Source organism: Bradyrhizobium sp. STM 3562 (genome assembly GCF_045571435.1).
Lineage (GTDB): Bacteria > Pseudomonadota > Alphaproteobacteria > Rhizobiales > Xanthobacteraceae > Bradyrhizobium.
In genome coordinates this window covers 8,360,662-8,383,833 of record NZ_CP120694.1, presented here as the reverse complement: position 1 = coordinate 8,383,833, position 23,172 = coordinate 8,360,662, and the positions used below count along the sequence as shown (strand labels likewise).

At 63.5% G+C, this 23,172-nt stretch carries 19 protein-coding genes and 1 pseudogene; 7 read left to right on the top strand and 13 right to left on the bottom strand.

Going from position 1 to position 23,172, the window contains the following annotated elements; all coding sequences use genetic code 11:
- Window positions 1-104: 104 nt before the first annotated feature.
- Window positions 105-2,372, bottom strand: coding sequence for a phosphoenolpyruvate--protein phosphotransferase (ptsP, locus tag P6U23_RS38715; protein ID WP_407177523.1), 2,268 nt, complete (start codon window positions 2,370-2,372; stop codon window positions 105-107).
- Between the two features lie 397 nt (window positions 2,373-2,769).
- Window positions 2,770-4,023, bottom strand: coding sequence for an aspartate kinase (locus P6U23_RS38710; protein WP_407181724.1), 1,254 nt, complete (start codon window positions 4,021-4,023; stop codon window positions 2,770-2,772).
- A 172-nt stretch (window positions 4,024-4,195) separates the two neighbouring features.
- On the opposite strand from P6U23_RS38710, the gene P6U23_RS38705 reads away from it, so the two are divergent.
- The 3 genes from P6U23_RS38705 (at window position 4,196) to P6U23_RS38695 (ending at window position 5,723) form a co-directional block, all read left to right on the top strand.
- Complete coding sequence (locus P6U23_RS38705) at window positions 4,196-4,663, top strand: PH domain-containing protein (protein WP_407177522.1); 468 nt, start codon at window positions 4,196-4,198, stop codon at window positions 4,661-4,663.
- Window positions 4,664-4,683: 20 nt separating this feature from the next.
- Window positions 4,684-5,454, top strand: a complete 771-nt coding sequence (gene ubiG / locus P6U23_RS38700) for a bifunctional 2-polyprenyl-6-hydroxyphenol methylase/3-demethylubiquinol 3-O-methyltransferase UbiG (RefSeq protein WP_407177521.1) — start codon at window positions 4,684-4,686, stop codon at window positions 5,452-5,454.
- Between the two features lie 113 nt (window positions 5,455-5,567).
- Entirely contained in the window at window positions 5,568-5,723 is a 156-nt protein-coding gene (locus tag P6U23_RS38695) for a GIY-YIG nuclease family protein (RefSeq protein WP_407177520.1), read from the top strand.
- Window positions 5,724-5,854: 131 nt separating this feature from the next.
- Here the strand turns inward: P6U23_RS38695 and P6U23_RS38690 are convergent.
- From P6U23_RS38690 to P6U23_RS38670, 5 genes and pseudogenes are all read right to left on the bottom strand, one after another.
- Window positions 5,855-6,226 (bottom strand): annotated as a pseudogene (locus P6U23_RS38690) (EamA family transporter); the annotation flags it as partial.
- A 193-nt stretch (window positions 6,227-6,419) separates the two neighbouring features.
- On the bottom strand, window positions 6,420-6,905 hold the full coding sequence (locus tag P6U23_RS38685) for a DUF1178 family protein (protein WP_407177519.1): 486 nt from the start codon (window positions 6,903-6,905) through the stop codon (window positions 6,420-6,422).
- Entirely contained in the window at window positions 6,902-7,780 is an 879-nt protein-coding gene (locus P6U23_RS38680; RefSeq protein WP_407177518.1) for a carbon-nitrogen hydrolase family protein, read from the bottom strand. The genes P6U23_RS38685 and P6U23_RS38680 overlap by 4 nt, the downstream gene beginning before the upstream one ends.
- Window positions 7,777-8,052, bottom strand: a complete 276-nt coding sequence (grxC, locus tag P6U23_RS38675) for a glutaredoxin 3 (protein WP_407177517.1) — start codon at window positions 8,050-8,052, stop codon at window positions 7,777-7,779. The genes P6U23_RS38680 and grxC overlap by 4 nt, the downstream gene beginning before the upstream one ends.
- Before the next feature lie 31 nt (window positions 8,053-8,083).
- The gene (locus P6U23_RS38670) at window positions 8,084-8,893 is read right to left on the bottom strand and encodes a ComF family protein (protein ID WP_407177516.1); all 810 of its coding nucleotides are present in this window, start codon (window positions 8,891-8,893) and stop codon (window positions 8,084-8,086) included.
- 77 nt (window positions 8,894-8,970) lie between these two features.
- Here P6U23_RS38670 and P6U23_RS38665 point away from each other — a divergent pair, with 77 nt between their 5' ends.
- Entirely contained in the window at window positions 8,971-9,822 is an 852-nt protein-coding gene (locus tag P6U23_RS38665) for a methyltransferase domain-containing protein (protein ID WP_407177515.1), read from the top strand.
- Window positions 9,823-9,978: 156 nt separating this feature from the next.
- On the opposite strand, the gene P6U23_RS38660 is transcribed toward P6U23_RS38665, so the two are convergent.
- The 3 genes from P6U23_RS38660 to P6U23_RS38650 all read right to left on the bottom strand — a co-directional run bounded on the left by P6U23_RS38660 (window position 9,979) and on the right by P6U23_RS38650 (window position 12,908).
- Window positions 9,979-10,389, bottom strand: a complete 411-nt coding sequence (locus tag P6U23_RS38660) for a (deoxy)nucleoside triphosphate pyrophosphohydrolase (protein ID WP_407177514.1) — start codon at window positions 10,387-10,389, stop codon at window positions 9,979-9,981.
- An 83-nt stretch (window positions 10,390-10,472) separates the two neighbouring features.
- Complete coding sequence (argJ, locus tag P6U23_RS38655; protein ID WP_407177513.1) at window positions 10,473-11,714, bottom strand: bifunctional glutamate N-acetyltransferase/amino-acid acetyltransferase ArgJ; 1,242 nt, start codon at window positions 11,712-11,714, stop codon at window positions 10,473-10,475.
- A gap of 294 nt (window positions 11,715-12,008) precedes the next feature.
- A complete protein-coding gene (locus tag P6U23_RS38650) occupies window positions 12,009-12,908 on the bottom strand; it encodes a peptidylprolyl isomerase (protein WP_407177512.1) in 900 nt (299 codons plus the stop codon).
- Between the two features lie 358 nt (window positions 12,909-13,266).
- Here P6U23_RS38650 and secA point away from each other — a divergent pair, with 358 nt between their 5' ends.
- Window positions 13,267-16,113, top strand: a complete 2,847-nt coding sequence (gene secA, locus P6U23_RS38645; RefSeq protein WP_407177511.1) for a preprotein translocase subunit SecA — start codon at window positions 13,267-13,269, stop codon at window positions 16,111-16,113.
- Between the two features lie 122 nt (window positions 16,114-16,235).
- On the opposite strand, the gene P6U23_RS38640 is transcribed toward secA, so the two are convergent.
- The 3 genes from P6U23_RS38640 to P6U23_RS38630 form a co-directional block, all read right to left on the bottom strand.
- Window positions 16,236-17,048, bottom strand: a complete 813-nt coding sequence (locus tag P6U23_RS38640) for a family 16 glycosylhydrolase (RefSeq protein ID WP_407177510.1) — start codon at window positions 17,046-17,048, stop codon at window positions 16,236-16,238.
- Window positions 17,049-17,062: 14 nt separating this feature from the next.
- Window positions 17,063-18,265 (bottom strand): hypothetical protein, encoded by a 1,203-nt coding sequence (locus P6U23_RS38635; protein ID WP_407177509.1) that lies wholly within the window; start codon window positions 18,263-18,265, stop codon window positions 17,063-17,065.
- A 154-nt stretch (window positions 18,266-18,419) separates the two neighbouring features.
- Window positions 18,420-19,499: a hypothetical protein gene (locus P6U23_RS38630; protein ID WP_407177508.1), complete on the bottom strand. Its 1,080-nt coding sequence runs from the start codon at window positions 19,497-19,499 to the stop codon at window positions 18,420-18,422.
- Window positions 19,500-19,804: 305 nt separating this feature from the next.
- Here P6U23_RS38630 and P6U23_RS38625 point away from each other — a divergent pair, with 305 nt between their 5' ends.
- Entirely contained in the window at window positions 19,805-20,203 is a 399-nt protein-coding gene (locus P6U23_RS38625; protein ID WP_407177507.1) for a BlaI/MecI/CopY family transcriptional regulator, read from the top strand.
- On the top strand, window positions 20,200-22,470 hold the full coding sequence (locus P6U23_RS38620; RefSeq protein WP_407177506.1) for a M56 family metallopeptidase: 2,271 nt from the start codon (window positions 20,200-20,202) through the stop codon (window positions 22,468-22,470). Before P6U23_RS38625 ends, P6U23_RS38620 begins: the two co-directional genes overlap by 4 nt.
- Window positions 22,471-23,172: the final 702 nt, after the last annotated feature.

The following is a 23,172-nucleotide window of genomic DNA, read 5'->3' as shown; positions in this document are numbered from 1 at the left end:
GTCTCCCCATTGGGGAGCGTGCACCGAGTCTGCAGATGGGCTGATTCAACCAACAGGCATCCTCTACGAAATGGGAAGTTGCGGGGTGCTCGGCAACAGCCCCGCTACAATGGCAGCTTCTCGGCTTCGGCAAATTCGATCAGCTTCTGGCGGATCGATATGGCGCCGCTAGGTGCGTCCAGGAGCGGCATGAGCATGTCCTCGGCCTTCTTGGCGTCGAGCTCGAGGATCATCGCTTTCACCGGGCCGTGGCCGGTCGCCGACAGCGAGAGCGAGCGGTAGCCGAGCGCGATCAGCGCCAGCGCGCCGATCGGCTTGGAGGCCATCTCGCCGCAGAGCGACGCGCTCTTCTTCGCGGCTTGCGCCTTGCGCACGATGTCGCGCAGCGCGCGCAGGATCGGCGCCGAGAGCGTATCGAACCGCTCGGAAACCTTGGCATTGCCGCGGTCGACCGCGAACAGGAACTGGAACAGATCGTTCGAGCCGACGGAGATGAAATCGACCCGCCTCAGGAGCTCGTCGAGCTGATAGAGCAGCGCCGGAACCTCGATCATGGTGCCGACGTCGATCCGCTCCGGCAGCGGGTGGCCATGCTGACGCAAATAGGTCAGCTCGCGCTCGACGATCGCTTTGGCGGCGTCGAACTCGGCGATCTCCGAGATCATCGGGAACATGATGCGCAGCGCCCGCCCGCCGCCGGCGCGCAGCAGCGCGCGGATCTGGCCGCGCAGCAGCCCCGGCCGGTCGAGCCCGAGCCGGATCGCGCGCCAGCCGAGCGCGGGATTCTCCTCGATCACGGTCTCCATATAGGGCAGCGCCTTGTCGCCGCCGATGTCGAGGGTGCGGAAGGTGACCGGCTTTGAGCCCGCGGCGTCCAGCACCGTGCGGTAGAGCGCGAGCTGGTCGCTCGAGCGCGGCAGGCTCGGCGAGACCATGAACTGCAACTCGGTGCGGAACAGGCCGATGCCGGCGCTGCCGGTCTCGTCGATATGCGGCAGGTCGATCGTCAGCCCCGCATTGATCATCAATTCGACCGGCTGGCCGTCCTTGGTGACGCAGGGCCTTTCGCGCAGCGCCAGATATTGCGCCTGCCGCCGGGCGCGAAAACGCACCCGCTCCGCGTAGGCCGCTTCGATCTCGCTGGAAGGACGGACATAGATCGAGCCCGACGTGCCGTCGACGATGATGGCATCGCCGGGGTCGGCAATGCCAGGTGCGTTGGGCACCTCACCCACGGCGGGAATGCCGAGCGCGCGCGCCACGATCGAAACATGCGAATTGGCGGTGCCTTCCTCCAGCACTAGCCCGCGCAGCCGCTTGCGATCGTAGTCGAGCAGCGCCGCGGGTCCCATCGCGCGCGCGATCAGGATCGCATTGTCGGGCAATTGCTCGCGCGAGGGCGCATGGTCCTGCCCGACGAGCTGCCGCAGCAGGCGGAAGCCCAGGTCCTCCAGATCGTGCAGCCGTTCGCGCAAATAGGGATCCGTGGAGCGCAGCATCCGCGCGCGGGTATCCGATTGCACGCGTTCGACCGCGGCTTCCGCGGTCAGGCCGGTGGCGACCGCCTCGTGCAGCTTGTGCGACCAGCCCTGGTCGTTGGCGAACATCCGGTAGGCTTCGAGCACGTCGCGGTGCTCGCCGCCGTCGGCGACATCGCCGCGCTCGAGCAGCCGGTCGAGATCGGCGCGCAGTTTTGCCAGCGCCGCGTCGAGCCGCTTGATCTCCTTCGGCAGGTCTTCGGCAATGTAGTTGTTGATGACGACGCGCGGCTCGTGCAGCACCACATGGCCGAGCGCGATACCGTCGGAGAGGATCGTGCCGACCTTGTGCAGCGAATGCCGCGCGGCCGGCTCGGCGCCGGGCTGAGCGAGCGCTGCCAACTCGCCCGAAGCGATCATCTCGGCGAGCACCATCGCGGTGGTCTGCAGCGCCTCGACCTCCTCCTCGACATAGGTGCGCTTGGCGCGATTCTGTACCACCAGCACGCCCAGCGTGTTGCCGGCGCGCAGGATCGGCACGCCGAGGAAGGAGTGGTAAATTTCTTCGCCGGTCTCGGGGCGGAACGAAAACGCCGGATGGCTCTGGGCGTCGCTCAGATTGAGCGGGGTGGCCTCGCTCGCCACCAGGCCGACCAGGCCCTCATGCGCGCTCAACACCGTGCGGTGCACGGCGTCGCGGTTAAGACCTTCAGTTGCGTAGAGCTCGAGCGTGTTGTCGATGCGCAGCACATAGACCGAGCAGACCTCGGCCACCATGTTGGCAGCGATCAGCACCACGATCTTGTCCAATCGTTCCTGGGCGCTGACCTGCTCCGCCATGGTTTCGCGAAGCCGTCTCAAAAGGACGCGGGGACCTCCCGACGCGCTTCGCATGTGTTCTCGTCCTCATCCTTCGAGCCAGCCCGGCGGGTGGCCGGGAGCTGGCGTTTAACGCGCAAAAAACAACAGTTTTATTCATTCGGCGCCGTCCAGCCCATATACGGGCCGAATCAGGATAGCGAAAACTGCGGCACAGTTTGCCGCAGCCCATCCTGTGATGGCCGTATAGCGAATTGAGGCTTGTTTTGCCAAGCAAAACGCCTGCCAGTGCGGCCGCAAACCACCGCTTGCGAATGCTGCGAGCGCTAAGCGCGTGATCCGCCAAATCGTGAGCGGTTTGGCGATCACATCATGCGCAAACCGCTAGTTCTGGAGTGCGATCGAACGCAAAACCGGTATCCGCTGTTCGGACCGCGCTCCGGAGAAAAATATTTCTCGACCTGGAAAAACTCTAGACCTGATCGAGCCCGTAGAGCGTATGCAGCGTGCGCACGGCAAGCTCAGTGTAGGCGGCGTCGATCAGAACCGAGAATTTGATCTCGGAGGTGGTGATGGCGCGTATGTTGATGTTGCGCGCGGCCAGCGCCGCGAAGGCCTTGGCCGCCACGCCGGCATGGCTGCGCATGCCGCTGCCGATCACGGATACTTTGGCGACGTCGGTCGCGCTGTCGAAACGCGCATAGCCGATTCGGTCCTTGGCCGAGGTGATGGTGTCGCGGGCGCGGACATAGTCAGCAGCCGGAACCGTGAAGGTCAGATCGGTGGTCTTTCCGTCTTCCGACACGTTCTGCACGATCATGTCGACATTGATATTGGCATCCGCCAGCGGGCCGAAGATCGCGGCCGCCACGCCCGGCTTGTCCTCGATCTGGCGCACGGAAATCTGGGCCTCGTCCTTGGAGAAGGCGATCCCGGTGACGACGTGCATTTCCATGATTTCCTCCTCGCTGCAGATCAGCGTGCCCGGCGGTGTGCCGTGCGGGTCGATATCCTCTGGCTTGTCGAAGCTGGAGCGGACGAAGATTGGCATGTTGTGCACCATGCCGAGTTCCACCGAGCGGACCTGCAGCACTTTCGCGCCCTGCGAGGCAAGCTCCAGCATGTCCTCGAATGCGATCTTGTCGAGCCGGTGCGCCTTTGGAACCACGCGCGGGTCGGTGGTATAGACGCCGTCGACATCGGTGTAGATATCGCAGCGGTCGGCCTTGATCGCGGCCGCGATCGCCACCGCCGAGGTATCGGAGCCCCCGCGCCCCAATGTGGTGATCCGTCCCGTCTGCGGGTTGATCCCCTGGAAGCCCGCGATCACGGCGACCTCCTTGCGCTCCTGGAAGCGCCTGATCAGCTCGGAGCCGTTAATATCGAGAATGCGCGCCGAGGCGTGTGCGTCGCTGGTCACGATCGGAATTTGCCAGCCCTGCCAGGAGCGGGCCTGGATGCCCATGTTTTGCAGGACGATGGCGAGCAGCCCCGAGGTGACCTGCTCGCCGGAGGCGACCACCGCGTCATATTCGCGGGCGTCGTGCAACGGTGAGGCCTCACTGCACCACGCCACGAGCTCGTTGGTTTTACCGGCCATGGCGGAGACCACGACGGCCACTTCGTGGCCGGCATCGACCTCGCGCTTCACATGCTGCGCGACGTTGCGGATACGGTCGATATTGGCGACGGACGTGCCGCCGAACTTCATCACGAGGCGGCCCATGACGACGCGCACACTCTCCAAGAGGATAAGTTACCGGCCCGGCGCGAAAGGCGAAGGCACCCGGACCGAAACGCGCTATACATAGGCCCGCGGCTGGGGGCAAGCGGGTTCCTCCGCGGCTGGCTCGAAGAGTAGGCAGCAGGTTCGGACCAGGTGAGGGTGAGGCGAGTTGATGGGGCGTTATGTCGACCAGATCCTGCAGCCCGGCGAAACGGTCCTTTATTCCACCAACGCACATTGGATCTTCTATCTGCCGGCCATCATCGCCTGGATCGTGGTGCTGGCGCTTTTGATCGCGTGGCGGACCGCCACGGCCGATTGGCTCGTGCTGGTGTCGCTTGTGGCCGCCGCGGTCGTCGCGCTTGTGGCGCTGTATTGGACCTTCACGGCCTGGTTCCACCGTTTCACCACGGAAACCGACGTGACCGACCGGCGGGTGGTGCATAAAACCGGCTTCATCAGGCGGCGCACCTTCGAGATAGCGCTCGATAAGATCGAGAGCGTCGATGTCAATCAGAGCATCATGGGTCGGATCTTCAACTACGGCGACGTGACCATCATGGGCGTCGGCGAGGGCAGGGAAACAATCAGAACGATCGCGTCGCCGCTGGCGTTTCGCAGCGCCATCACCGCGCGATAGAGAGCTTGAAGAGTTCATTAATGGCTATGCAGCAGGACCCAAACATCACCCCAGGCGCACCGGGCTCGACCGTCGATCCGGCCGAGGTCGCCAAATTTTCGAGACTGTCGCAGGAATGGTGGGATCCGAAGGGCAAGATGGCGCCCTTGCACAAGATCAACCCATTGCGGCTCGGCTACATCCGCGACGCCGCGTGCCGGAAGTTTTCCCGCAACGTCAGAAGCCTGAGCTGTCTGTCGGACCTGCGCATCCTCGATATCGGATGCGGCGCGGGGCTATTGTGCGAGCCGCTCTCCCGGCTCGGGGCCCAGGTGATCGGCATCGATCCCTCGCCATCCAACATCGCCGCCGCCAAGCTGCACGCCGACCGCGGTCATCTCTCCATCGACTACCGCTGCACGACGGTGGAGGAGATGGATGTCCGCGAGCGCTTCGACGTCGTGCTGGCGATGGAGGTGGTGGAGCATGTCACGGATGTCAGCCTGTTCCTCAAGCGCTGCGCCGCAATGCTCAAGCCCAGCGGGCTGATGGTGATCTCAACCATCAACCGCAACTGGAAGAGCTTTGCGCTCGCGATCGTCGGCGCCGAATATGTCCTGCGCTGGCTGCCGCGCGGCACCCATCAATGGGACAAGTTCGTGACCCCCGACGAGCTCGCGAAATACCTGCTCGACAACCGCCTCGTGGTGACAGAGGAAAGTGGCGTGGTCTACAGCCCCTTCGCCGACAAATGGAGCCTCTCCACCGACATGGACGTGAACTACATGGTGATTGCGGAAGAGATGGTGTGAGGGGGCGTTTGCCGCAATCATGCACACTGTCGTCCCTGCGAAAGCAGGGACCCATAACCACAGGCAGAAGTTATCTGATATAAGTGGCGGCCCATTCCGATCTGGGGGCACGCATGTACCATGTCTACATCCTCGCCAGCCGGCGCCACGGCACATTGTACATTGGAGTTACAAATTCCTTGCCGAAACGGTTGGAAGAGCACCGAAGCGGCAAGGGCTCTTTATTTGTGAAGCAGTACGGTTCGGCTTGTCTACGTGGAATCTTATGACCGAATCGAAGAAGCCATCGCGCGCGAGCGACCTTGTCGCTTAATCCCGTGCCTCGAACTCACGCCTGGGGGTATGGGTCCCTGCTTTCGCAGGGACGACAGTGGGGTTAGTTCGCTCCGCATTCCCAAGATCAGCGCCTGAACGCGATCAGCACCGCGCCGGCCGAGATCAGCGCGATTCCGAGCCAACCATTGACAGAGGGCCGCTCGCCCAGGAACACCACGCCGAACAGCGCCACCAGCACCACGCTCAATTTGTCGATCGGCGCGACCAGCGTTGCCGGCCCAAGCTTGAGCGCGCGGAAATAGCACAGCCAGGAGGCGCCGGTGCCGAGCCCCGAGAGCAGAAGAAACAGCCAGCTCTTGGCCGAGATCGGACCCGCATCCGTGAGGCGCCCGGTCGCATAAAGGATCAGCGACAGCGCGATCAGGACGATGACGGTCCGGATCAGGGTGGCAAGATCGGAATTGATGTCCTCGACGCCGACCTTGGCGAAGATCGCCGTCAACGCGGCAAAGACGGCCGAAAGCACCGCCCATATTTGCCAGGATGAGAAGGAGATCGGGCTCATGCGCGGGGCCTTGCTTCGTTATACGCTGTCATTGCGAGGAGCGTCAGCGACGAAGCAATCCAGAGCGTCACGCGCAGCTCTGGATTGCTTCGCTCCGCTCGCAATGACGCGCTAGAGTGTCGCGTCAGTTTCTGTCTTCCGGCAGCACCGGGAGTGGGGAGACTTCGACGCCTTCCTCGATCAGGGCGCGCGCTTCGTCGGGCGAGGCCTCGCCGTAGATCGGGCGGTGCTCGATCTCGCCGTAATGCATTTTCCGCGCCTCGTTCGGGAAGCGTTCACCGACATTGTCGGCGTTCTTGACGATGTGGTCGCGCAATTCCTTCAGCTTGGCCCGCAGTTCCCGCTCCTGCGCCATCATCAGCGCGGTCTGCGCGGTTTGCGCTGCCGGACCCGCTTCCGGTGACGCGGCAGGCACAGGCACGGGCGCCGCTCTCTCGCGGCCCTTCTTGCTGACGATCCGCGGTGCCATGATGGCCTTCTCGACCTTGTCGGAGCCGCAAATCGGGCAGTTCACGAGCTTGCGCTTCACCTGAGAGTCGAAGGCGGAAGAGCTCTGGAACCAGCTTTCGAAATTGTGCTCGCGTTCACAGCGGAGCGAATAACGGATCATGCCGATCCTCGCACCAGATGCAGATGTTCCGGTCCCGATTTGGGGTCGGCGACGCTGAAACGGCGGCCGTGCTGCAACGACGGCACCGCCTTGCGCGCCGTCTCGACCTTCGATGGATCGATCTTGGCCATGATGACGCCGGGCTCAACACCGGCTTCCGCGAGCACCTCGCCCCAGGGATCGATGATCAGCGAATGGCCATAGGTCTCGCGCTTGTTCTCATGCAGTCCGGCTTGCGCCGCCGCGAACACGAAACAACCGGTCTCGATGGCACGGGCGCGGAGCAGCACATGCCAATGCGCTTCGCCCGTCTTGCGGGTGAAGGCGGAGGGAACGGTAATGAATGAGGCGCCGCTTTCGGCCAACGCGCGGTAGAGCGCGGGGAAGCGCACGTCGTAGCAAATGGTCAGTCCGATGCGGCCCCAGGGCAGGTCGGAAATGACAGCGGTCTCGCCAGGCTGGTAATTGGCGGACTCGCGGTAGCTCTCGCCGCCCGGCAGATCGATGTCGAACATGTGGATCTTGTCGTAGCTGGCGAGCACCCTGCCGTCGGGCGCGATCAGGAAGGAACGGTTGACCGCCTTCTCCGGCGAGAAGCGCAGCGCGAGCGAGCCGATGTGGAGATAGATCTTCAATTCGGCCGCGAGCGCCTGGTAGGCCTTCAGCGAGGGATCATCCTGCTCGCTCGAAAGATGCTCGAACAGTGCCTTGCGGTTCAACTGCATCATGTTGCTCACCTCGGGCGTGAGCACATAGTCGGCACCTTGCGCGGCGGCCTGTCTGATCAGTTTCGTGCCCTGCTCGAGACTTGGCCCCGGCAGAAGTCCGGTCCGCATCTGCACCATCGCGGCAGTGAAGGTGTTGTCAGCGCTCATGATGAGGCCTTTTCTCCCGCAAGAAGGGCGTCGAGTTGGCCGGCGCGGTCGAGCGCGTAAAGATCGTCGCATCCGCCGACATGGGTTTTGCCGATGAAAATCTGCGGAAAGGTCGAGCCCGCCCCGGCGCGGTCATACATCATTTGCCGGAAGCTCGGATCCTTGGCGATATCGTATTCGGTGAAGACGGCCTTCTTCCGGGTCAGCAGCGATTTGGCGGCGGTGCAATAGCCGCAGCCCGGGCGGGTGTATATTTCGATAGCAGAGGTCATCTCGCGCTCTGATCTTTTACGGATTCGTGAATTATATGGGAGCTTTAGGGCTGTCCACAACCCGGGCAAACACCAGCACATCCACCTGCGCTGCTTTGGCGCGCAATAGTGCCCGCGCGCACGCATCCAGCGTGGCGCCGGAGGTGAGAACGTCATCCACCAGGATCACGCGTCGTCCGGCAATCTCCGGCCGCCGGTCAGGCGATACCTCGAATGCACCCTGCACATTGCTCGCCCGCTGCGCGCGGGACAGGCCGACCTGCTGCTCGGTCGCCCGAACCCGCAACAACAGGTCGCCGCGCAGCTTCACCCCGCTTTGACGCGCGATGACCCGCGCCAGCGCGCCGGACTGATTGTAGCGTCGGCTCCAGGCGCGCCGCCAGTGCAGCGGCACCGGGATCAGCATGTCGGCGCCGGCCAGGAGCTCGCGCCCGGCGCGCGCCATCCAGCGGCCCATCGTCGGCGCAAGATCGGTACGGTCCTGGTACTTCAGCGCGTGGACCAGCGTGCGCGCCACGTCGTCATAGCGCACGGCCGCGCGGGCACGGGTATAGGCCGGCGGATCGGCGATCGCCTCCATCGACAGCATGTCGGGCCCGGGATCATAAACGAAGGGAATGCCGAGCCGCGGACAATAGGGCGGTGCGATGAAGGACAGTTTCGCCCAGCAGTCGGGGCAGACGCCCTCGCCGTCGACCGGCTCGCGGCAAGCGACGCAGAGCGTCGGGAGCGCAATGTCGAGCGCAAGTTTGGCGGCGTGACGCAAGCCGTTCCGGCAAGTGCCGAACACGCCGCGGAGCGGGCCAAAAACCGAACGGGACGGAGCGATTTCCACTTCCATTCGTTAAGGCTAGCGCCGAGAACGCAATCGCTCAAGGCGGATTGCCAGATGCGGCGGGACCGGCTTAAGCAAAGAACATGGCTCAGAGCCCGATCATCGCCCCAAGGCTGTTCGACCGCGCGCTGCTCGCGCAGCGGCGGCGCCGCGCTTTGTCACTCGGGCCGGCGGATTTTCTGCTGGAGCGCGTCGCAGATGACATGGAGGAGCGACTCGCCGCTGTGATGCGCGATTTCAGGGATGTCGCGGATGTCTGGACGCCGGGCGAAGAGCTGCAAACGCGGCTGCGCCGGCGCCTGCCTTCGATCAAGCATGTCGCCCCGTCGGACTCGGCGGAGGAAGGGCTGTCGCTCGCGCCTGAGTCCCTCGATCTCGTGGTGTCGGCGCTGGCCTTTCAGTTCGTCAACGATCTGCCCGGCGTGCTCGCGCAGATCAGGCGTGCCCTGCGGCCGGACGGTTTGTTGCTTGCGGCGATGATCGGCGGCGATACGCTGACCGAACTGCGCCAATCCTTCGCCGCGGCGGAAGCCGAATGCGAGGGCGGGATTTCGCCGCGCGTCGCGCCTTTCGCCGACTTGCGCGACGTCGGCGGCCTGTTGCAGCGGGCCGGGCTCGCCCTGCCGGTCACGGATCTCGACCGCATCGTGGTGCGTTACGACAGCGCGTTCGGCTTGATGCAGGATTTGCGGCGTATGGGCGCAACCAACGTGCTCACCGAGCGGCGGCGAACGCCGACCCGCCGCAGCACGCTGCTCAGGATGGCGCAAATCTATGGCGAGCGCTTCGCCGATCCGGACGGCCGCATCCGCGCCACCTTCGACGTGATCTGGCTTTCCGCCTGGGCACCGCACGAAAGCCAGCAAAAACCGCTGCGTCCGGGCTCGGCGAAAGCGAGCCTCGAAGAGGCGGTGAAGCGGGCGAAGAAGGACTAGGCTTGCTCCGTCATGGCCGGGTTTGTCCCGATGCTTATCGCGCCGTCATTCCGGGACGCCTCGAAGAGAGCCAACCCGGAAATCTCGAGATTCTCAGGTCCGCAATTGCGCACCATAGTTCGATGCTTATGCATCGCCCCCGGGAATGACGGTGCTTCACATCAACAGATCAACCAGATGCGGGATCAGCGGTAGGTCCGCTGGCGGCATCGGATAATCGCGCAGTTTGTTGGCGCGCACCCAGGCAAGGTTCTGTCCTTCGCGTGCGATCGCCTGTCCTTCCCAGCGCCGGCAGATATAGAGCGGCATCAACAGATGAAAGCTCTCATAGGCGTGGCTCGCGAAGGTCAGAGGCGCGAGGCACGGCTCGCTGACGCTGATGCCGAGCTCCTCATGCAACTCGCGGATCAACGTCTGTTCCGGCCGTTCGCCCGGCTCGATCTTGCCGCCGGGAAATTCCCATAAGCCCGCCATCGCCTTGCCCGGCGGTCGCTGCGCGATCAGCACGCGCTTGTCCACATCAACGAGCGCGCAGGCGACGACGAGTGTGAGCTTGAGATCTGTCATCTGACGCTCCAACCGCGTCATTGCGAGGAGCGGAGCGACGAAGCAATCCAGAATCTCTGCGCGCGCTCGCAATGACGGACAAATTACGACCGATAATCGCCGTTGATGGCGACATATTCCTTGGTGAGGTCGCAGGTCAGCACGCGGTCGCGGCCTTTGCCGAGGCCGAGGGTGACCTTGATCTGAATCTTCGGCTCCTTCATCGCCCTGGAGACTTCGGCCTCGTCATAGCCGACATCGCGCGCTCCGCTCTTGGCGACGCGGATGCCATTGAAGAAGATCGAGAGCTTGTCGCGGTTGGCGGGCTCGCCGGCCTTGCCGACCGCCATCACCACGCGGCCCCAATTGGCATCCTCACCGGCGATGGCGGTCTTCACCAGCGGCGAGTTCGCAATCGACATCGCGATTCTGCGTGCCGATTGTTTGGAGACCGCGCCTTCGACCAGCACTTCGACCAGCTTGCGCGCGCCCTCGCCATCCCGCGCCACCTGCTCGGAGAGCGTCGCCAGCACGCCGCGGAAGCCTTTGACGAAATCCTTTAGCCTGGGATCGCTGGCGCGGCTGATCTTCGGTGCGCCGGCGCTTGCCGCCGCGCCCGTCGCAAAGGCTAGCAGCGTGTCGGACGTCGAGGTGTCGCCGTCGATGGTGACTGCGTTGAAGGTGTCTTCGACCCCGCTCTTTAGAAGCGCCTGCAACACGCTCGGCGAGAGCGGTGCGTCGGTGAAGACGAACGAGAGCATGGTGGCCATGTCGGGCGCGATCATGCCCGCGCCCTTCGCCATGCCGTTGATCGTGACCTTGGTCTTGCCGAGCTTGACGGTCGCGGTCGCGATCTTCGGAAACGTGTCGGTGGTCATGATGGCCTTGGCGGCGGCCATCCAGTCATCCGGCGCAGCGGTCTCGGCGAGATTGGCCAGCACGCCGTCGAATTTCGTGGCATCCAGCGGCTCGCCGATGACGCCGGTCGATGCCAGGAACACCTCGCTCACGCTGCAACCGACGGCCTTGGCGGCGATTGCGGCCGTCATGGCCGTCGATTGCCGTCCGGTCTTGCCGGTGAAGGCGTTGGCATTGCCGGAATTGACCACCAGCGCGCGTGCCTTGCCGCCGGACAGTTTGGCCCGGCACCATTCGACCGGCGCCGACGGGCATTTGGACCTGGTGAAGACGCCGGCCACCGCGGTGCCCTTGTCCAGCACGGCGAGCAGCACGTCGGTGCGCCCCTTGTAGCGAATCCCGGCGGCGGCGGTCGCAAGCTTCACGCCCGCAATCGCGGGCATGGCGGGAAAATCGGCGGGCGCAAGCGGGGAGACGGTCGTGGACATCTAAGCTTCCGGCGGCTGGTGATGCGGGAAGCGCTCTGTATCACCTTCGTCGTGATGCGGGGAGAGGGGCGCCGCACAAACACTGTCGTCCTGGCGAAAGCCTGGACCGATAACCACCGGCTTCAGTTTTGCGGCAATCCGTCGTCCCAGCCTGCGCAATAAGCCCCGCCCGGGGTTATGGCTCCCGGCTCAGCTCGCTACCGGACAACGCTGCGCGTTGCCGGGAGCTCATTTGGCCGGGACGACGCGAAATGAAAGCCCCGGCTCAGAGGCCGGGGCTTTACCAAGTCTTTCTTACTTCTTGCTGGCGTCCGCCGGCTTGGCCGCGTCCTTTGCGGCGGGCGCAGCCGGCGTGTTGGCGGCCTGGTCCATGCGCTCGATCTTGGCGCCTTCGCGCAGCTTGGCCACGTAATCCGCCTGCGCCTTGCGCGTCACATAGGTTTCAATCTGGCTCTTCACCTGGTCGAATTCCGGCGGCTTGCGGTTGCGCTTCTCCTCGACCTTGATGATGTGCCAGCCGAACTGGGTCTTGACCGGATCGGAGATCTTGCCCGGCTCGAGCGAGAAGGCGACAGCCGAAAATTCCGGCACCATCTGGTCCTTGGTGAAGAAGCCGAGGTCGCCGCCGTCGGAGGCGCCGGGATCCTTGGACTTCTTCTTGGCAAGCTCGGCGAAGTCGGCGCCCTTGTCGAGATCCGCCTTGACCTGCTTGGCCTCGTCCTCGGTCTCGACCAGGATGTGACGGGCATGGACTTCCTGTTCGCCGGCGATTTGCTTGGAAGCGTCCTCATAGACCTTCTTCATCGCATCGTCGGTGGTTGCGGCCTTGCCTTCGTTCGCCAAGAGGCTGTCCATCAGCAGCCGGTTGCGGGTGAACGCCATTCGCTTCTTGAAGTCGTCGCTGTCCTGGAGCTTCTTGTCCTCGGCGGCCCTGGCGACGATCTTCATGTCGATCAGGAACGCCAGCACGTTCTCGTCCTTGGTCGAAGGATCCATCTGCGCGAGCGAGGGCCCGAGTTCCTCTTCGGCGAGCGCAACGTCGCTCTGGTGGATTTCGGCGCCGTTGACCTTGGCGAGCACCTTGTCCTCGGCGCGAAGGGGGCCGGCGAAAAGCGCCAGAGCGAGAGAGCCTGCCAGGGCTGAGGCGAGGAAAAGGCGCGAGCCGGTTTTCGCTACCGCGAACGAGGTGGTCATGGAAAATCCTTCACATATTAGGATGGCTTTAGGCGGCCGGACACTCGCCCAAACAGCAGCCCTTGGCAACGCGAAAAGTCTGTCAATTTCATGAAATCCTTGACAGCGCGACCAAACCCTGCCGCCGTTGACAAGCCCCCGACCGGGCCATATCTCTCGCGCATCGTATAAGCGGTGATAGCGCTTATTTTTGCTGCGTTTTTTGCCGTTGAACCCAAAATTGCTTAATTCCCGCTCATGCACCGGACGGTCCTCAAAGTTAGGGCGGCACGCCGGTGCGTCACGGTGAGTTGATAGGGCAAGGGCGGGTGGACCACTCTAACGCTGCAACGCGTTATCGCGAGAACAGGAAGACGGCATGATCGGCGCGCTCGCCCGTAAGTTTTTCGGCTCCGCCAACGACCGGCGGGTCAAGGGATACCAGTCCCGCGTCGCTGCCATCAACGCGCTCGAAGGCGAGCTTGCCGCGCTCTCTGACGAAGCGCTGAGGGCCCGCACCGAGGAGTTCCGCAAGCAACTGGCGGAAGGCAAGACGCTCGACGACATCCTGGTTCCGGCCTTTGCAACGGTCCGCGAGGCCGCCAAGCGGACGCTCGGCCAGCGCCATTTCGACGTGCAGCTCATCGGCGGCATGGTGCTGCATGAAGGCGACATCGCCGAGATGAAGACCGGCGAAGGCAAGACGCTGGTCGCAACGCTCGCGGTCTACCTGAACGCGCTCGCCGGCCGCGGCGTTCATGTCGTCACCGTCAACGATTACCTCGCCCGCCGTGACGCGGGCTGGATGGGCCAGATCTATTCCTTCCTCGGCATGACCACGGGCGTCATCGTCCACGGGCTCGATGATGCCGAGCGCAAGGCGGCCTATGCCTGCGACATCACCTACGGCACCAACAACGAATACGGCTTCGACTATCTGCGCGACAACATGAAGTACCGCCTGGAGGACATGGTCCAGCGCGGGCACTACTTCGCCATCGTCGACGAAGTCGACTCGATCCTGATCGACGAAGCGCGCACGCCGTTGATCATTTCCGGTCCGCTCGACGACCGCTCCGATTTCTACAACACCATCGATACGTTCTTCCCCAAGCTCGACAAGTCCGACTACGAGGTCGACGAGAAGCAGCGCACGGTGACGCTCACCGAAGCCGGCATGGAGAAGCTCGAGAACCTGCTGCAGGACGCGGATCTGCTCAAGGGCGAGTCGCTCTATGACGTCGAGAACGTCTCGGTGGTGCATCACGTCAACCAGGCGCTGCGGGCGCACACGCTGTTCACCCGCGACAAGGATTACATCGTCCGCGACGGCGAGGTCGTGATCATCGACGAGTTCACCGGGCGCATGATGCCGGGCCGGCGCTATTCGGAAGGCCTGCACCAGGCGCTGGAAGCCAAAGAGCATCAGCCGGTGCAGCCGGAAAACCAGACGCTGGCCTCCATCACCTTCCAGAACTATTTCCGCATGTACGAAAAGCTCGCCGGCATGACCGGCACGGCGGCCACAGAAGCCGACGAGCTGTTCGACATCTACAAGCTCGAGGTCGTGGAGATCCCGACCAACCTGCCGGTGGCGCGTCTGGACGAGGACGACGAGGTCTACCGCACGCAAACCGAAAAGTACGCCGCGATTCTCGCCGAGATCGAGCGGGCCAATGCGCGGCTGCAGCCGGTGCTGGTCGGCACCGCCTCGATCGAGAAGTCCGAGGTGTTGGCCGAGTATCTGAAGAAGCACGGCTACAAGCAGATCGATTTCGGCAAGGAAGGCGCGCTCGATAAGCTCTATGCCGCGGCCCGCGCCGGCAAGCCGGCGAAATTGTTCGCGGTCTTGAACGCCCGCTTCCACGAGCAGGAAGCCTACATCGTCGCGGAGGCCGGCGTGCCCGGCGCGATCACGATCGCGACCAACATGGCCGGCCGCGGTACCGACATCAAGCTCGGCGGCTCCTTGGAGATGCGGATCCAGCAGGAGACCGCGGGGATGACCGATGAGGCCGAGAAGGCCAAGAAGATCGAGCAGATCAAGGCCGACGTCGAGCGCTTCCGCGAGATCGTGCTGAATGCGGAGGAGATCGTCGAGCTCGAGCCGGCCAAGGGCAGCAAGCCGGCGAAGACGGTGAAAAAGCCGGGCGGCCTCTACATCATCGGTTCGGAACGCCACGAATCCCGCCGCATCGACAACCAGCTCCGCGGCCGTTCGGGACGCCAGGGCGACCCCGGGCGCTCAAAGTTCTTCCTGTCGCTGGAAGACGACCTGATGCGCATCTTCGGGTCCGACCGGCTCGACTCCATGCTCACGCGCCTCGGCCTGAAAGAGGGCGAGGCCATCATCCATCCCTGGATCAACAAGGCGCTGGAGAAGGCGCAGCAGAAGGTCGAGGCGCGCAACTTCGACATCCGCAAGAACCTGCTCAAGTTCGACAACGTGCAGAACGATCAGCGCAAGGTGATCTTCGACCAGCGCGTCGACCTGATGAAGGACGAGAGCGTCGCCGAGACGGTCGCCGACATGCGCCACGCCTATGTCGAGGACCTCGTCGCCAAGCATGTGCCCGAGCATGCCTACGCCGAGCAGTGGGATGTCGCGGGGCTGAAGGAAGAGCTCAAGCGCGTGCTCGATCTCGACCTGCCGGTCGACGAATGGGCCAAGGAAGAGGGCATCGCCGACGAGGAGCTGCTCTCGCGCATCGAGAAGCGCGCCGACGAGCACATGGCCGCCAAGGTCGCCCAGTGGGGGCCTGAGGTGATGCGCTATGTCGAGAAGACGATCCTCTTGCAGACGCTGGATCACCTCTGGCGCGAGCATCTGATCATGCTCGATCACCTGCGCCAGGTGATCGGCCTGCGCGGCTACGGCCAGCGCGATCCCCTGCAGGAATACAAATCGGAAGCCTTCAGCCTGTTCGAATCCATGATCGCCCATTTGCGCGAGGCGGTCACCGCGCAATTGATGCGCGTGGAGATCGTCCCGCCGGAGCCGCAGCATCAGGAGCTGCCGCCGATGCAGGTATCCCATGTCGATCCGAGCACCGGCGAGGACGAGATGGCGTTCGCCAACGCCTCGCTGGTGCCGCAGGCGCCGACGGGGCGTGCCGAAAGCCGCGATCCAAAGAATCCCGCAACCTGGGGCAAGGTCGGCCGCAACGAGGATTGCCCCTGCGGTTCAGGGAAAAAGTACAAGCACTGCCACGGCAAATATGTGTGAGCTGAGGGCGCCGTCGCCGCGTGCAGCTTGTAGGGTGGGCAAAGGCGCATAAGCGCCGTGCCCACCAGTCATCTGCTTCACGGAAGCATTGGCGTTGGGCACGCTTCCGCCTTCGCCCGGCTTCAAAACGGGTATACGCGCAAGGACCTGACGGACATGGCATGGCCGGCCGGGTGGGCCGGGATTTTTCCCGCATAATCCATCAATGCCGAGGACAGCCGGATATCGGCCGCGCCTTTGATTGAGCCGCTGGTGCGGATCGCGGCGACCGGCTCGCCATCGACCTCGAACACGATGTCGGTTGCGGTCCACAGCACACCGAAATCATGAAAATCCCTGGCGAAGTTCTCGGCGAAGCGGCTGTCGAAGCCCACCGCGATGGGGAATTTGCCGTCGATCTTGTTGTTGTCATGGAGCGTCATCCGATCAATGTTCGGATAATGCAGTTCGCAGACATCGATCTCGAAATGGTCTTCGGTGACGAGCCAGAAGGCGTTGTTGAGGCCCTCGATGTCCGCGGTCTTGATGGTCGCTTCAAAGAAGCCATAGCCGAAATGCTGCCGGCTGATGATGAAGCCCGTCGACCATTGCGCCCGACAGCCCGTGGCGTTGCGTGTTTGCAGTTCCAGCCCGGCCGGCGTTGCAACGACGTTCTCCGGTCGGCGACATGACTTCAGATAATCGTCGGACTGCGTCAGCCATTCGGAATTGAGCGCCGCCGCCGCGGTGAAGTCGGTCGCGAACGCCGGCTTCCCATGTTGTCCGGCGCGATAGCGCGCGATCGCGGCCCGATCAGCCTCGGTGACGGGGCGCCTCGTTCCCCAGGGCTGGTCGGGATTGCCCCAGGTCAATTTTTGCAGGCTTGCGGCGCGCGAGGCATCCGCCGCCGCCAGGCCGAGGAAAGCGACCTGCAGCCAAACCAACTCCCTGCGCATTCCAGATTCCTTCCTTACAGAGGGCCCAGTGCGCGCTTGCCGGACTCGGTGAGTCCGCCGCAGCGCTCGACATCGAATAGCGGATCGCCGGTCCAGGAATAGTAGATCAGGCCCACAAGCCGGCCCTCCTGCGCAAGCTCGGCGAAATCGCCCATCATCTCCTGCACGACCAGCGCACGATCTTTCTCCTCGGACGCTGAGCAGGTCTTGCCGGCATAGGCAAAGCCCCACTCGGTGATCCAGCACGGCTTGCCACCAGCGCAGACCGGATCGACCAGCGCCCGCAAACGACGCATGCGATGGATCGCCGCGGCCTTGTCGCCCGGATGGTCGCCCCAGGGATAAGTGTGCAGGTTGTAGGCATCGACGAGCTGGTCGAGCCCATGGGCACGGAAGAAGGCCATGATCGCCCCGACGCTCACCCCGTCATACGGCTTCGGCGTCGGCCATGGCCCTTCCTGTTCGAGGTCGACAAGGCTGGTCGGCAAGAGCGGCGTGCGCCTGTTGAGCTTTGAGTGGTCGCGCACCTGCTTCAGCACTTCGAGCACCTTAAGATACTGCAGATAGCCCTTGGCGACCTGCTGGCCCTCGGGGTCGTGTGTCAGATCTGCAAGGCCAAGCACGCGGCCTTCGCCGGGCAGCCGGAAATCCGGATCGTTGCCGGCCATATTGATCTCGTTCTCCAGCTCCAGGCCGGCCAGCGTGATGCCGCTTGCGTCCAGCTTGCCCATGAGCTCTTGGAAATATTGGGCCGAGCGCTCCGGATCGAGCGCGGACAGCGGCGGCCCCGGCCACATTCCCGGAAACTCCTTCGGTCGAAATGGGCGCTCCGGAGCGCCCGGGGTGTAGAGGCCGTGCAGGATGAGGACCGTCGAAATCTGATGGGCGTAAGCGCGCTTGATGAATTCGATATTCTTGTCCTCGTCCTGCGCATACATGCCGAAGCGGATCACATGCACGCCCAGCGATCGCAGCTCGGCGAGCTTGGCGTTCTGGTCGTCGACGCTGAACTGCAATGGATGCACGAAATTGACGCCGCGAACCACGTTCTGCGGCTGCGCCGCAGCGGCGGGGTGAATGATGCCGAGCCAAGGGAAGACGGCAAGATGGCAGATGAGGCAGAGCGGCCAAAACAGCCGCGATGCAACGAGCGACGTGAGGCGTGCTCGATAAGGGACGGTTTTTCCGCATGCGGCGGGTTTGTCTGGTGCGGTCATCTCACTGAGCCATTGCATGGGAGACAAAACTCTGCATGGTCCGGTCTCGCATCTTTCGCGCCGTCCGCATGCACGAAGGCTGGCCGGAAAAGCGGCAGGGCGCCGAGCAAAACGAGGCCGATAACAGCGGGGGCGCGGTGCAATTTTGTCATGTCTAATGGAGCGCCGGTTTTCCCGACATGTAGGAAGCCAACACGCCGGCTTGCGGCAACGGGCTTCCTGTCGCATCGGTCAGCCAGACGTCGTAGCGAAAGTACATCGCCGGACCGAGTGGGATGTCGCGATGCGCCTCATCCAGGACATTGAGGAATGTCTGCACGCATTGCGGCAGGGTCTGTCCACTGCGGTTCGGAAAGGCGCGAATCTCAAGAAATCCCCATTCGGTGATCCAGATCGGCTTGTCGCGGCCCAGAGCCGCCATATCCTCCCCCAGCAGGTGATGCACCGAGTTTGCGATGTCGTTCGGCGAGGGATAGAGGTGCGTGCCATAGCCGTCGACGTCTTTCAGATAATTGACGCCATCCACATTCCGCAGCATGGCGACGAAGCGCGCGGGGTCGGGAAACGACTCGTCCGGATGGGAGTCGCCGCTATGCGCCATGCCGAAGGTGATGATCTTGGCTTGCGGGAAGTAGCTTGGGTCACGAACGATGGCCGCGCCTGTTTGCAGAAAACGGCCATAGCCCCTCAACCAGTTCTTGATTTCCTCTGATGTCGCTGAACCCGCGTGCCCGCGGGGAACATCGGCATCGTAACAATATTGGTCCAGTTCGCTGCCGAACTCGAAGGCATCGATGGAGAGTCCGGCGGTCTTGACGGCGCCGAACAAGGCTTGCAGCCGCTCGGCGTATTTCTTCAGATTGATCTGGCTGAGGCGCTTCTCCTTCCAGCCGCACCGATTGGTCGGCAGCGCGTCATCATAATCCTCGTCCATCGGCATGATGATCGCCAAGACCTTGAGCCGATTTTGCTTCGCGATCGCGACCTCTTCGACAAAGTTTGCGACGGCTCGCTGCGAGCCGCTCGTGGGAGCATCGCGAAGCCACACCAGGCCGAGATCATGAATGTCCTTCAGCGTCTTCTCCTTCACGGCCTTGGTTTGGGCCGACAAGAACTGGCGATCGGTCCCGAGTTGAAGACGGGATGGGAAACGATTCGCTTGCGGCGAGGCCGGGATCGACAGCAGTCCCTGGAGACATGCGACAAGGCAGAGCGTTTTGAGTCCGGGGCTCATCCGAGCGCTACCTCCGTTTGAGCGCGCCTAACACCAGTTACGACTGCAGGACACACGTTACGAACGCTTCATTCGCCGCCGGCGAGGCGCCGCCATGGCGGCGATTTCGCTCGGACATTTATGCTATGATGCGTAACGCTATGATGTGCTACAGTCAATAGGTTTTGATCGGATCAGTAGGCGGGCTCGTGTCGACTGTTCATGAGCGGGCCCTCGGTTGTCGAAAAACTCCTTGCACTCTGTCAGCGGCGGATCGGAAGTGCTACGTTGAATAGCGTTAGCGTATGCTACCGATAGATGGAGCGATGGCGGATAAATTCGATGAGACGGACGGTTTGGAGGAGCTTGGCGACCTCCAGCGCGAGGTCGTGCAGGTGGTGTGGGCCAATGCGCCTGTTACGGCGGAGGCGGTCCGCGAGCGCCTGGCCCGCCCGTTGAAGGAATCGACGGTGCGAACCGTGCTGCGGCGGCTGGAGGAGAAGGGCTACATCACTCACACGATCGATGGGCGCACCTATGTCTATGAGCCGCGCGAGCCGCGCGGGCGGATCGCGGCGCGCGCCGTCAAGCGGATCATCGACTGGGTGTGCAACGGATCTGTCGAGGAGGTCCTTGTCGGGATGGTGGATTCGAAAATGATCGACCGCAGGCAATTGCGTCGTATCCTCGACAGGATGGATGCGCCCAAGACGGAAAAGAAATGATCCTGGGTGAGGTTGCGGAGCTGGCGTTGCGTGCGATGGGGCTTGGCTGCATCGTGTGGCTTGGGCTCGCGGTCGCGCGATTACGCGATCCGAAGCTGCTCATGACCATCTGGACCATGGTGCTGTGTGTCTCGCTGGCGATGCCGCTGCTGACGCCGTTCATGCGCCTGCCGCTTCCAGCCGACCTCGTGCCGACGCGCGCGCAGCCGGTGCTTTCCACCCTTCCTCCCCAAGAAGGAATCTTGCCGCCTGCGCCATTAACCGCGTCGCAGCCGATCGATGAAACACGGACCGTATCGACGGACGGCCGAGCTGCGACAGCACTGTCGATCGACTGGCTCCGCTCGGCGACCGCGGTCTATCTGCTGGTCGCCGGCGCCATGATCATGCGCCTGCTGATTGGCTTGGCTATCATGTGCCGCATCACCGCCGCGGCGCGCCCGCTTCGTGATGGCGCGTTTGGGCGCGCGAATGTGCGCGTGACTGACGTGGTGCGCGTGCCCGTGACCTTTGCATCCGTCATCCTGCTTCCCGCCGACTCGATCGCGTGGAGTGACCGCAAGCGACGCGTGGTCCTTTTGCACGAGGGAGCGCATATCGCTCATCGCGATTTCTACCGCCTGCTGCTGTCCTCTCTCTACCGCGCGATCTTCTGGTTCTCGCCCTTCGCCTGGTGGCTGCATCGGCAACTCGCTGATCTGGCCGAGATGGTCAGCGATGACGCGGTGGTGACCGGGACCGGCGACAGGCGCTCCTATGTCGACATTTTGCTGCAGATGGCCGATGCGGCCGCGCCAAGCCCGCCGGCCGGCCTTGCGATGGCGCAATCGAGCAGCGTGCCGCGCCGGGTGCAGCGCCTCCTCGCAACGACACTGCCGCCGCAGGCGATCAGCCGACGCAAACGCCTGCTGGCCGCGGCGGCCGTTCTGCCGCTGGCGGCGCTCAGCGCCGGCAGCGTGACACAGGATGTCGGGCCAGGCTTGCCGGCTGCGCGGATCACGGCCGATCGGCCTGTCGATCCCGCCCCAGGGCTGCTTGATGGTTTCGTCGGCGATTATCAGATCGGCGTAGGCACGCTGCTCACAGTCGTGCGCGAGGGGGGAGGGTTGAGCGCGCGTCTGACCGGCGAGCCGGCCACCCGCTTGCGGGCGCTGGGGGACCGCGCGTTCAGCTCCGAAGCGGGCGATGAGAAGTTCACTTTCGTCCCCGATGCCGATGGCCGTATCAGCGCATTGGAGCTGTACGATGCGCAAGGAAAGCTCGCGCGCGGCTTACGGATCAGCGCAGGCCTGGCCCGACTGATCGAGGCCCGCTTTGCCCAGCGCCTGGCCGAGGCGCCGGACCGCTTTGTACAGCAGCTCCCGGCGCCCGGCGGCGAGGATCGTCTGAGGCAGGTGATTGATGGCCTCAAGCGGGGCGAGCCCGACGATGCGCGAATGAGCCCGCAACTCGCCAACCAGATGCACCGACGCATCTCCATTCTGCACCAGGCGCTGGTGGAGTTGGGCGCCGTGCGGTCGATCTCGTTTCGCGGCGTCGGACCCGGGGGATACGACATCTATGCCGTCGATTTCGCAAACGGCTCGGCGGAATTCCGGATCGATCTGGCCGCTGACGGCACGATCGATGACCTCACCTTCCGTCCCGAGGGTGACGGGCGCCCGGGCGCGGTTCTCGCCTGTGAGCGCGAAGCAACGCTCAAGTCCTCTTCCGGTGTTGCTCCGATCAGAGTGTCGCTCATCAATCGCAGTGGCGCCGACGTCCGCCTGTTCAGGCGGGGACCCTCAGGACAATGGGTCGGGAGCGGTGCCCTTGAGAACGGTGGCTCCGCAGACATTTTGACCGATGTCGCCGCTCCCCTCATGATCGCTGATGTGAAAGGAGCATGCCGCGAAATCATCCTGCCCGGACGGTTGACGCGCGTGCACCCTATTTCGTCCGGCGAGGCCGGAGAATCGGCGCGAATGCATCGGGATCTGCCGGCGGAAGGTGGCTACGAGGCATTGCAGGCCTACATCGCGGGTTTGCGCAGCGGCGAGATCAAGCAGGATCTGATGACGCGTGAGGCTGTGTCCGCGACGCGCTCCCTCCTGAAGCAAAGACAGGCGATCCTGGCAAGACTCGGCCCGCAGCTCGTGATGTCGTTTCGCGGTGTTGGCAGCGACGGCAGCGACATCTACCGCACCCAATTCGTTCACGGCGCCGCCGATTGGCAGATTGCGCTCGCAAAGGATGGCAGGATCAGCAGCGTCGCGTTGCTTCCTTAAAGCACGATCCGGACCCGAAGGGCCGTGCTAGCGCAAAGTGGAAACCGGTTTTGCTTTGGCCAGCAAACGCGGAACGCGTCTGCGCGGAGATCATGCTCAAGCAAAGAGCTGATCACGATCCGATTCCGTCAAATCGGATCGTGATCTAAGGCCGCAGGCGTGCAAAATCGCCCGCGCGCAAAATCTAATTTCCCTTGCCGCATCAAGCTGATTTGGGTCGTCCAGTCTTCACGCAAAAAATAAATCGCTTTGTGATGACCCCAAATCAGTCGCATCCTCTTTCGCGTCCCGCCTCGATACAAGGGGCGTACGCGTCGTCACGGACGTTGGGTGCGGGATGCGGTGGACGCGAAGGTGCTGATAGACGAGCGGCACTGGTCGCGGACGGCGAAGTCGCGTGGTTCTGGCGCCCCATGGCTGGCGCTAAGTTGGCGAAGATCGCTTTCGCATCTCGCCGATGACGGTGACAACAAAGTCTGGCTCACCGGGAAGAGCGCGAAGTAAGCCGTAAACCATTCGCGCAGGGAAGGCCGGTGTGATGCCGCCTGTACCTGTGATTGCTCCCGTGTGCATTCTTTGCGCATCTGCCGCACACGGAGCCATGGGTGCAGCGGGCACCCGGCCTTCCCTGCGCCCTTGTTATCGAGGAGCGTTGAGGTTCGCAGCACAACTCGGGCGCAGCGCGCCGCGAGAATGCGGACG